This window comes from Azoarcus sp. TTM-91 (genome assembly GCF_012911025.1).
GTDB lineage: Bacteria > Pseudomonadota > Gammaproteobacteria > Burkholderiales > Rhodocyclaceae > Azoarcus.
The window spans coordinates 1-10,745 of record NZ_WUEI01000138.1; the positions used below are offsets into that span (position 1 = coordinate 1).

A 10,745-nucleotide genomic window follows, 5' to 3' on the forward strand; every position below is an offset into this window, starting at 1 on the left:
CATTGCTCCCCTTGCCCCCCTGACCCGCGCCGTCTGCCTCGCCCTGCTCACCGCCGGCGGGCTGGCCGCCACCAGCGCCACCGTGCTCGCTCAGCAGGGCGGCAGCGCCGAAACGCGGCTGAGCTTCGACATCCCCGCTGGTGCGCTGGACGACGCCCTGGGCGCCTTCGGCGCCGCCGCCGGCGTCATGGTGGCCGCCGACCCGCGGCTCACCGCCGGCGTCCGCAGCCCCGGCGTGCGCGGCAACTACGCGGTGGAAGACGGCCTCGCCCGCCTGCTCGAAGGCACGCCGCTGCAGGCGGTGCGCCAGGGGCCGCGCGCCTATGCGCTGCAAGCGCGCCCGCCGCGCGGCGGCGAGACCACGCTGCCGGCGGTCACCGTCACCGACACCAGCCTCGCCAACGCCAGCACCTTACCGGAGACCTATGCCGGCGGGCAGACCGCCCGCGGCGGCAGACTGGGCCTGCTCGGCAACCGCGACACCCTCGACGCCCCCTTCAGCCTCACCCAGTACACCGCCAAGCTGATCGAAGACCAGCAGGCGCAGAACATCGGCGACGTGCTGGTGAACGACCCCTCGGTGCGCAACACCTACGCCCGCGGCGCCGGGCGGGACGAGTTCAACATCCGCGGTTTCACGCTGTTCAACTACGACGTCTCCTACAACGGCATGTACGGCGCCTCGCCGCGCAACGCCAGCGCGCTGATCGGCATAGAGCGGGTGGAAGTGCTGCGCGGCCCCAATGCCTTCCTCAACGGCATGGCCCCCTATGGCTCGGTGGGCGGTTCCATCAACCTGGTGCCCAAGCGGGCCGGCGCCGAGCCGCTGAACCGGGTGACCCTGTCCTACATCGACGACGGCCAGTTCGGCACCCATGTGGACCTCGGCCGCCGCTTCGGCGAGGCGCAGGAACTCGGCCTGCGGGTCAACGCCCAGCACAGCGAAGGCGACATGCCGCAGGACGGCGCCAAGGAGAAGCTGGATGCCTTCTCCATCGGCCTCGATTACCACGCCGACCGCCTGCGCCTGGAGGCCGACCTCAACTACCAGAACCGCCTCACCCACGCCCGCAGCGGCCTGCTGTTCCCGCCCGGCTCCGGGGTACGCATTCCCTCGGCGCCGGACGCCCGCGGCAACTTCTTCCCGGACTGGACCTACTGGAAGACCAACGAGTGGTTCGGCGTCGCACGCGCGGAATACGACCTCTCGCCGGCCTGGACCGCCTTCGCCGCGGTGGGCGGCAACCGCTACGACTTCTCCAGCCTGCAGACCAGCTGGCTGATGCTGGACGGCCAGGGCACCATCGGCGCGCGGCCGACCCGCCTCAAGGAGGAGGTGAATACCGTCACCGGCGAAGCCGGCGTGCGCGGCCGCTTCACCACCGGCGAGCTGGGCCATGAGACGGTGCTGAGCATGAGCAGCTTCGATCTCGAACACCGCCAGCTGCGGGCCACCTCCAGCATCGTGCTGTCCGACCTCTACGACCCGGCAGCGCTCGCCGAGCCCGCCATCGCCATCGGCAGCCATCTGCCCAAGGTCAGCGTCACCCGGCTGCGCAGCCTGGCGCTGGCGGACACCATTTCCATCGCCGATGACCGGGTCCAGCTGATACTCGGCGCCCGCCAGCAAGTCGTGGTGGTGGACGGCTTCGACGGCGCCACCGGCAACCGCAGCGCCCACTACAGCAAGTCCGCGCTGACGCCGGCGGTGGGCATCACGGTGAAACCGGCACCGGCGCTCGCGCTCTACGCCAACTACATCGAGGGCCTCAGCCAGGGCCCCACCGCGCCGTCCGGCGCCGCCAATGCCGGCGAGGTCTTCCCGCCGGACATCAGCCGCCAGACGGAGATTGGCGCCAAGTACGACTTCGGTCGCATCGTCGCCACCCTCAGCGCCTTCCAGATCGAGCGCCCGAGCAGCTTCCTCGATCCGGCCAGCCAGCGCTTCAGCACCGACGGCAAGCAGCGCAACCGCGGCCTGGAATTGCTGGCCCAGGGCGAACTCGCCCCCGGCCTGCGCCTGCTCGGCGGCGCCGCCTACACCGAAGCCGAACTGCTGAAGACCCAGAGCGGCGCGAACGACGGCAACACCGCCCCGGCCACCCCGCGCCGCCAGGCCAACCTGGCGCTGGAGTGGGACACCCCGCTGCTGCCCGGCCTCACCCTCACCGCCCGCGCCCTGCACACCGGCGGCCAGTATGTGGACGCCGCCAACACCCAGAAGCTGCCCGCCTGGAACCGCTACGACCTCGGCGCGCGCTACGCCTTCACCGCCGCCGGCAAGGCGGTGGTGCTGCGCGGCACGGTGGAGAACGTGACGGACAAGGACTACTGGCTCTCGGCCGCCCGCGAGGGTCTCACGGTGGGCGCCCCGCGCACCCTGCTGCTGTCGCTGTCGGTCGATCTCTGAGCGCAGCGCGCCCGCCACGGCATCACCGCAACGCGGCCACGCCCCGCAAGGCGTGGCCGCGCGGCGGCGGGCCCGCCCGGCCCCCGCTGCTATACTCGCCGCCATGCTGCGCGGCCTCCTCGCCCTCTTCTTCGTCGTGGTCTTCCTGTGCCCGGGTCCGGGCTCGCAGGCCTATGCGGCCGCGCTGGAAACCGCGCCGGTGGAACAGGTGCTGACCGCCCTCGACGGCAAGGGCTCGCAGCCGGCGGACGACAGGCGCACGGACGACCTGCCGCCGCTGCAGGCGGATACGCCGGCCGACCTGCACGACCTCGCCGACACGCCCAGCCGCACCCCGCGCCACCTCTCCGTCACCGGCCGCCAGCCGCCCGGCTGGCACGACGCCCTGACCAAGCCCTTCCTCGACGGCCCGCTGCGGCCGCCCGACGCCGCCGCGCTCGCCTGAGCGCGCCCGGCCCGCGGCCGTCCGTCCCTGCGGCGGACCGCCCCGCCAGCCCGGCTCCTCCGAGCACGTTTCTCCCGGCACGCTGCGCCACCACGCGCAGCCGGCGCGTCCACCCCACGGCAGGCCCCCACGCCTCCAACCCAATCACCGCAACGGAGTCCCCCAATGAAACGCATCCTTCTCTTCCTCGGCACCAACCTCGCGGTGGTGCTGGTGCTCGGCATCGTCGCCAACCTGCTGGGCGTCAACCGCTTCCTCACCGCCAACGGACTCAACCTCGGCGCGCTGCTCGGCTTCGCCGCCATCATGGGTTTCGGCGGCGCCTTCATCTCGCTGCTGATCTCCAAGCCGGTGGCGAAGTGGAGCACCGGCGCGCAGACCATCACCCAGGCGCGCAACCAGCATGAGCAGTGGCTGCTGGACACCGTCGGCCGGCTGGCCCAGGGCGCCGGCATCCCGATGCCGGAAGTCGCCATCTACGAGGGCGAGCCAAACGCCTTCGCCACCGGCGCCACCAAGAACAACTCCCTGGTGGCGGTTTCCACCGGTCTGCTGAACGCGATGTCGCAGGAGGAAGTGGAGGCGGTGCTGGCCCATGAAGTGGCGCACATCGCCAACGGCGACATGGTGACGCTGACGCTCATCCAGGGCGTGGTGAACACCTTCGTCGTCTTCCTGTCGCGGGTGGTCGGCTACCTGGTGGATTCCTTCCTGCGCCGCAACGACGAGCAGAGCGGCCCCGGCATCGGCTACTTCGTCACCACCATCGTCTGCGACATCCTGTTCGGCGTGCTCGCCAGCATCATCGTGGCCTGGTTCTCCCGCCAGCGCGAGTTCCGCGCCGACGCCGGCGCCGCCCGCCTGATGGGCAACGCCAGCCCGATGGTGAACGCGCTGCGCCGCCTGGGCGGCGTGGACGCCGGCGAGTTGCCGAAGAACGTGGCCACCGCCGGCATCAGCAGCCGCCCGGCCTGGATGGCGCTGTTCGCCAGCCACCCGCCGATCGAAGAGCGCATCGCCGCGCTGCAGAGCCGCCGCTGAGCGTCACCGGCCGCCGCGCAGGTGGCCAGCAGGGGGCCGGGCCGGGAGGTCCGGCCCCTCGTTTTTCCGCCCCTCCCTTTCCCCGCAGGCAGCGCTCACCCGCAGCGGCGCAGCGCCCGTTCGCGTGGCTGTAGTTTTTTCCACACCGGCCCCGGTTTTTCCCCGGACCGCCACGCCTGCCCCTCTCTTTCCACCCTCTGTCCACCCTCTTGCGGCGTCCAGCAAGCCGGCAAGGCGGCCCCCCACATCCGGCTCTGATCCAGCCCACAGCCGTCGCCGGCGCGGTGCTTCCGTGGTACCTCCGCCGCGCCTTCCCTCCGGCCGCCCTCCGCACAGGCAGGTCGTCCCATGCACGCGCCCGTATGCACGCGCCCGAGGAACACCGTTTGCCCGCAGTCTTTCAATTCGCGCCCACTGCCGGGCCTGCGCACGCCCGGCCCGAACAGCGGGCCGGATCGCATCCGCCGACAAGGAGCCCTCCCATGCAAGCCAGCAACATCAAGCTCTCCCGCCGCGAACTGCTGGTGATGAGCGCCGCCTCCGCCACCATGATGGCGATGCCCGCCGTAGCCGGCGCCCAGCCCGCCAGCGCGGGCCGCGCCCGGGCGCCGGTGAACACCCCGGTGGCGCTGCGGGTGAACGGCCACCTCCACGAACTGGAACTGGACACCCGCAGCTCCCTGCTCGACGTGCTGCGCGAACGCCTGCAGCTGGGCGGCACCAAGAAGGGCTGCGACCACGGCCAGTGCGGCGCCTGCACGGTGCTGGTCAATGGCCGGCGCATCAATGCCTGCCTGACGCTGGCGGTGATGCACCAGGGCGACGAGATCACCACCATCGAGGGCCTGGGCACGCCGCAGCGGCTGCACCCGCTGCAGGCCGCCTTCGTTCGCCACGACGGCTACCAATGCGGCTACTGCACCCCCGGCCAGATCTGTTCGGCGGCGGGCATGCTGGCGGAGATCGAGGCCGGCATTCCCAGCCACGTCAGCGCCGACCTGGAGGCCCGCCCCCTGCTCAGCGCCGCCGAAATCCGCGAGCGCATGAGCGGCAACCTGTGCCGCTGCGGCGCCTACGCCAACATCGTGGATGCGATCACCGACGTGGCGGAGGGCAGGGCATGAAATCCTTCACCTACGAAAAGGCGCAATCGCCCGCCGAAGCCGCCGCCGCGGCCGCGCGCATTCCCGGCGCCCGCTTCATCGCCGGTGGCACCAATCTGCTGGACCTGATGAAGCTGGAGGTGGAAACGCCGGCCCACCTGATCGATGTGAACGGCCTCGCCCTGGACCGCCTGGAGCCGCTGTCCGACGGCGGGCTGCGGGTAGGCGCGCTGGTGCGCAACACCGACCTCGCCGCCGACGCGCGAGTGCGGCGCGACTACCCGGTGCTTGCCCGCGCCCTGCTCGCCGGTGCCTCCGGCCAGCTGCGCAACAAGGCCACCACCGCCGGCAACCTGCTGCAGCGCACCCGCTGCGCCTACTTCTACGACACCAACCAGCCCTGCAACAAACGCGTGCCGGGCAGCGGCTGTTCGGCGCTGGAAGGCCTCAGCCGCCCGCTCGCCCTCATCGGCGTCAGCCGCGCCTGCATCGCCAGCCACCCGAGCGACATGGCGGTGGCCATGCGGCTGCTGGATGCCGGCGTGGAAACGGTGAAGGCGGACGGCAGCCGCCGCCTCATCCCCATCGCCGACTTCCACCGCCTGCCGGGCGACACGCCGCAGCACGAAAGCGCGCTGGCGCCGGGCGAGCTGGTCACCGCCGTCAGCCTGCCGCCGCCGCTGGGCGGCAAACACTACTACCGCAAGGTGCGCGACCGCGCCTCCTACGCCTTCGCCCTGGTGTCGGTGGCCGCCATCCTGCAGCCGGACGGCAGCGGCCGGGTGGCGCTGGGCGGCGTCGCCCCCCGGCCGTGGCGGCTGGAGAGCGCCGAAGCGGCGCTGCCGCTGGGCGCCCGCGCCGTCACCGAGCAGTTGCTGGCCGGCGCCACGCCGACGCAGCAGAACGCCTTCAAGATCCCGCTGGTACAACGCACCCTGAGTGCGGTGCTGGCCGAAGCCCAGGGGTAAGCGATGAAATTCGACCAGCCTGCGCAAACCAATCCCATCGACCAGCTCAAGGTCGTCGGCCGCGCCACCGACCGGGTGGACGGCCCGCTCAAGACCACCGGCACCGCGCCCTACGCCTACGAGCAGTACCAGGCCGCCGCCAATCCGGCCTACGGCTACGTGGTCGGCGCCGCCATCGCCAAGGGCCGCATCACCGCGATGGACGCCGACGAAGCCCGCCACGCCCCCGGCGTGCTCGCCGTCATCACCGCCGGCAACGCCGGCAAGCTGGGCAAGGGCAGCCACAACACCGCCGCGCTGCTGGGCGGGCCGGAGATACAGCACTACCACCAGGCCATCGCCCTGGTGGTGGCCGAAACCTTGGAACAGGCCCGCGCCGCCGCCCAGCTGCTGCGGGTGGACTACGCCCGCAGCCCGGGCGCTTACGATCTGGCGGCGGTGCGCGACACCGCCACCGAACCGGCCGAGGCAATGCCGGACAGCCGGGTGGGCGACTTCGACGGCGCCTACGCCCGCGCGCCGGTGAAGCTGGACGCCAGCTACAGCACGCCGGACCAGGCCCACGCCATGATGGAGCCCCACGCCACGCTGGCCGCCTGGGAGGGCGACAAGCTCACCGTGTGGACCGCCAACCAGATGATCGCCTGGGCGCGCAGCGACCTCGCCGAAACCCTGGGCCTGCCGGAAGACAAGCTGCGGGTGGTGTCGCCTTACATCGGCGGCGGCTTCGGCGGCAAGCTCTTCCTGCGCGCCGACGTGGTGCTCGCCGCGCTGGGCGCCCGCGCCATCGGCCGGCCGGTGAAGGTGGCGCTGTCGCGGCCGCTGATGTTCAACAACACCACCCATCGGCCAGCCACGCTGCAGCGCATCCGCCTGGGCGCGGAGGCGGACGGCCGGCTCACCGCCATCGCCCACGAGAGCTGGTCCGGCGACCTGCCCGGCGGCGGCCCGGAGCTGGCGGTGCAGCAAACCCGCCTGCTCTACGCCGGCGCCAACCGCCTCACCGCGCTGCGGCTGGCGGTGCTGGACCTGCCGGAGGGCAACGCCATGCGCGCCCCGGGCGAGGCGCCCGGCCTGATGGCGCTGGAAATGGCGATGGACGAAATGGCGGAGAAGCTGGGCCTGGACCCGGTGGCCTTCCGCATCCTCAACGACACCCAGGTGGACCCGGAGAAGCCCGAGCGGCCCTTCTCACAGCGCCGCCTCGCCGACTGCCTGCGCAGCGGCGCCGAGCGCTTCGGCTGGCATGCCCGCCGCAGCCCCGGCAGCCGGCGCGAGGGCAACTGGCTGATCGGCCTGGGCGTGGCCGCCGCCTTCCGCAACAACCTGGTGATGAAGTCCGGCGCCCGCGTGCGGCTGGACCGCCACGGCATGCTCACCGTGGAAACCGACATGACCGACATCGGCACCGGCAGCTACACCGTCATTGCCCAGACCGCCGCCGAAATGCTGGGCCTGCCGCTGGACAAGGTGGCGGTGCGCCTGGGCGACTCCGACTTCCCCGTCTCCGCCGGCTCCGGCGGCCAGTGGGGCGCCAACAGCGCCACCGCCGGCGTCTATGCCGCCTGCGTGCGGCTGCGCGAGCGGGTGGCCGAACGCGCCGGCATCCCGCCCGCCGAGGCCAGCTTCGCCGACGGCCAGGTACGCGGCGGCGGCGGGCGCGGCATGACGCTGGCGCAGGCGGCGGCGGAGGGCGAGTTGGTCGCCGAGGACAGCATGGAGTTCGGCGACCTCGACCAGCGCTACCAGCAATCCACCTTCGGCGCCCACTTCGTCGAGGTGGCGGTTGACTACGCCACCGCCGAAACGCGGGTGCGGCGCATGCTGGCGGTGTGCGCCGCCGGCCGCATCCTCAACCCCAAGTCCGCCCGCAGCCAGGTCATAGGCGCGATGACCATGGGCGTGGGCGCGGCGCTGATGGAAGCGCTCCATATCGACAAGCGCCAGGGCTTCTTCGTCAATCACGACCTCGCCGGCTACGAGGTGCCGGTGCATGCGGACATCCCGGCGCAGGAGGTGATCTTCCTCGACGAGACCGACCCCATGTCCTCGCCGATGAAGGCCAAGGGCGTGGGCGAGCTGGGCATCTGCGGCGTCGGCGCGGCGGTGGCCAACGCCATCCACAACGCCACCGGCATGCGGGTGCGGGACTACCCGATCACGCTGGACAAGCTGCTTCCGGGCATGCCGGAACGGGCGGAACTGGGCTAGCGCGAGCGGCGGCGCCTACTCCTCCGCCAGCCGGTCGCGCCGCAGCATCTCGTTGGCCGTCTTCAGCTCCTGCTCGATCAGCAGCAGGCGCTCGTCCAACTGGCGGATGGCCAGCTCGGCGCGCACGTTCACCTCGTGGTCCACCTCGGCATCCAGCCGGTCGCGCAGCGCCTGGCGCTTCTGCGACATCATGATGATGGGCGCCTGCACCGCCGCCAGCATCGACAGGATGAGGTTGAGGAAGACGTAGGGATAGGGGTCGAAGGCGTCGTGCCGCGGCCCCAGGATCTCGGTGTTGAGCAGCGCCCAGAAGGCCAGCAGGGCGATGAACAGCAGGATGAAGGTCCAGGAACCGCCGAAATCGGCGATGGCGTCCGCCGTGCGTTCGCCGACGCTGCGGTTGTCGTCGAACTCGCGGTTGAGGTCGCGCGGCGTCCCCAGGCGCTTCAGCACCTTCTCCACCACCTTGCGCTCGCTGGGAGTGAGCCTGGCCCACTCGTTGCGGAAGATCTCCCGGGCCCTGCTGTCGCCCGGATTGTCCTGCGCGATCTCGGCACTGCTCTTCATGCTGGACTCCTGCGGTGGGGTTCTCGGCAAGGATGCCGCCGCCTCGCGGCTGGCCGATGGCCGGGGCGCCGGCGCAGTTTAGAACACGCCATCACCGCCCGCAGCGCGGTGGGAACGGGCCGGCTCAGCGCGGCCTGACCGCGGCGCCGTCGAGAAAGATGCTTTCGATCGCCGCCGCCTGCCCCAGGCGCGCCACCCGACCGCGGCGCTCGGCATCTATCAGGCCGCCTATGGTGCAGATCAGCACCTCGGTCAGGGCCTGGGCGCTGATGTCGATACGGAACACGCCCATCTGCTGGCCGCGCAGGAAGAAGGCATCCATGGCCGCGTCCCAGGACTCGGCGGCGGCAGTATCGATGGGGGCGTCCTTCCAGTAATACCAGAGGAAGATCGTCAGCTCGCGGTGCTCCAGGTGCTTCTCGATCAGCCGCCGCAACGCCTCTTCCGGCGGCGCCGTCTCCAGCCCGGCCGACTCCAGCACCCCGGCGATCGCTGCCATCGCCCGTTGCGACAGGCGGGCGATCAGCTCTTCCCGGGTGCGAAACATCCGGTACAGCGTCGCCTTGCTGATGCCGGCGGCCTTGGCCAGCTCCTGCAGGTTGGCGCGCGGCGTGCTGATCAGCGCCAGAGCGAGGGCATTGAGGGTTTTCGTATCTTCCATTTGTCCTGCGGCGAAACGGCGTGGGCGCGGCATCCGGCGCCACGCGCGAGCGGCGGCGAGGGCGCCAATTGAAACACGAAAGACTTGTTCCGCTCGCCCCGAGTTTAGCCTGCCTCAATTCTTCATGGGATCATATGAATCTATATTGATTCATTTGATATCTACACGTAGCATTGCCGCCTTCGCTTCCCCTCCCCCAATCGAAGGATCTTCCGTGCTCGAACCCCACGCTGCCCGGCTGGCCGCCATGCTGGCCCTCTCCCTGCTGATAAGCGGCTGCAAACCGGCACAGGACGCCCCGGCGCCGCCCCCGCCGCCGGTGGAAACCCTGCTCACCCAGGCCGAGGCGCTGGCGCTTGAAACCGAGCTGCCCGGCCGGGTGGAGCCGGTGCGGGTGGCGGAGGTGCGCGCCCGGGTGGCCGGCATCGTGCTCAGCCGCCATTTCAGGGAAGGCGCCGAGGTGAAAGCCGGCGAGCTGTTGTTCCGCATCGACCCGGCCCCCTTCAAGGCCGCGCTGGCGCGTGCCGAGGGCGAGCTGGCGAAGGCGGAGGCGGCGCTGTTCGAGGCGGACGCGGTACTCCAGCGCTACCGGCCGCTGGTGGAGGTGAACGCCGTCAGCCGGCAGGATTTCGATGCCGCGCAGGCGGCGGTGCGCAGCGCCCAGGCGGCCCGCCAGTCCGCCCGTGCCGATGTGGACACGGCCCGGCTGAACCTGGACTACGCCGCCGTCAAGGCTCCCATCTCCGGCCGCATCGGCCGCGCGCTCGTCACTGAAGGCGCGCTGGTGGGGCAGGACGAAGCCACCCCGCTGGCGGTGGTGCAGCAGCTCGATCCGGTGTACGTCGATTTCCGCCAACCGGCGGCCGACGCCCTGCGGCTGCGCGCCGCACAGCAGGCCGCCCAGGCTGCCGACGCCAGCCTGGCGCTCGCACTGGAAGGCGGCGGGGAGCCCCGCGCCGGCCGGCTGCTGTTCTCCGACGTCACCGTGGACCGCAGCACCGGCCAGCTGCTGCTGCGCGGCGAGTTTCCCAACCCGGACGGCCTGCTGCTGCCTGGCATGTATGTGAGGGTACGGGTGGCGCAGGGCAGCGACCCGGCGGCCATTCTCGTACCCCAGCGCGCGGTGCAGCGCGGCACCGACGGCCAGGCGCAGGTGATGCTGGTGAGCGCCGACGGCACCGTGGAGAGCCGGGCCGTGCGCACCGGCGCCATGCACGGCGGGCGCTGGCACATCATCGACGGCCTCGCGCCCGGCGAGCGGGTGATCGTCGGCAACCCCGGCACCCTTCAGCCAGGCACCAAGGTCAGCCTCGCTCCGCCCACCCCGCCCGGCCCGAAC

General features: G+C 71.6%; 9 protein-coding genes. 7 read left to right on the plus strand and 2 right to left on the minus strand.

Going from position 1 to position 10,745, the window contains the following annotated elements; translation table 11 throughout:
- The 6 genes from GRF61_RS21560 to paoC all read left to right on the plus strand — a co-directional run.
- Positions 1-2,410: TonB-dependent receptor (locus GRF61_RS21560; RefSeq protein WP_211166133.1), on the plus strand; the 2,410-nt coding region annotated here is incomplete at its 5' end.
- A gap of 103 nt (positions 2,411-2,513) precedes the next feature.
- Positions 2,514-2,855: a hypothetical protein gene (locus GRF61_RS21565; RefSeq protein WP_169152682.1), complete on the plus strand. Its 342-nt coding sequence runs from the start codon at positions 2,514-2,516 to the stop codon at positions 2,853-2,855.
- 165 nt (positions 2,856-3,020) lie between these two features.
- Complete coding sequence (gene htpX, locus GRF61_RS21570) at positions 3,021-3,896, plus strand: protease HtpX (protein WP_169152683.1); 876 nt, start codon at positions 3,021-3,023, stop codon at positions 3,894-3,896.
- Positions 3,897-4,378: 482 nt separating this feature from the next.
- Positions 4,379-5,020, plus strand: coding sequence for an aldehyde dehydrogenase iron-sulfur subunit PaoA (paoA, locus tag GRF61_RS21575; protein ID WP_169152684.1), 642 nt, complete (start codon positions 4,379-4,381; stop codon positions 5,018-5,020).
- Positions 5,017-5,967 (plus strand): xanthine dehydrogenase family protein subunit M, encoded by a 951-nt coding sequence (locus GRF61_RS21580; RefSeq protein ID WP_169152685.1) that lies wholly within the window; start codon positions 5,017-5,019, stop codon positions 5,965-5,967. The genes paoA and GRF61_RS21580 overlap by 4 nt, the downstream gene beginning before the upstream one ends.
- 3 nt (positions 5,968-5,970) lie before the next feature.
- A complete protein-coding gene (paoC, locus tag GRF61_RS21585) occupies positions 5,971-8,178 on the plus strand; it encodes an aldehyde oxidoreductase molybdenum-binding subunit PaoC (RefSeq protein WP_169152686.1) in 2,208 nt (735 codons plus the stop codon).
- A gap of 15 nt (positions 8,179-8,193) precedes the next feature.
- On the opposite strand, the gene GRF61_RS21590 is transcribed toward paoC, so the two are convergent.
- Together GRF61_RS21590 and GRF61_RS21595 are read right to left on the minus strand one after the other, a co-directional pair.
- Positions 8,194-8,745 carry a DUF1003 domain-containing protein gene (locus tag GRF61_RS21590; RefSeq protein WP_169152687.1) on the minus strand — a complete coding sequence of 184 codons (552 nt, stop codon included), beginning with the start codon at positions 8,743-8,745 and terminating at the stop codon, positions 8,194-8,196.
- 124 nt (positions 8,746-8,869) lie between these two features.
- On the minus strand, positions 8,870-9,406 hold the full coding sequence (locus GRF61_RS21595) for a TetR/AcrR family transcriptional regulator (protein WP_248281386.1): 537 nt from the start codon (positions 9,404-9,406) through the stop codon (positions 8,870-8,872).
- A gap of 214 nt (positions 9,407-9,620) precedes the next feature.
- Between GRF61_RS21595 and GRF61_RS21600 the strand changes: the two genes are divergently transcribed.
- The coding region (locus GRF61_RS21600; protein WP_348982458.1) for an efflux RND transporter periplasmic adaptor subunit at positions 9,621-10,745 on the plus strand (1,125 nt) is incomplete at its 3' end.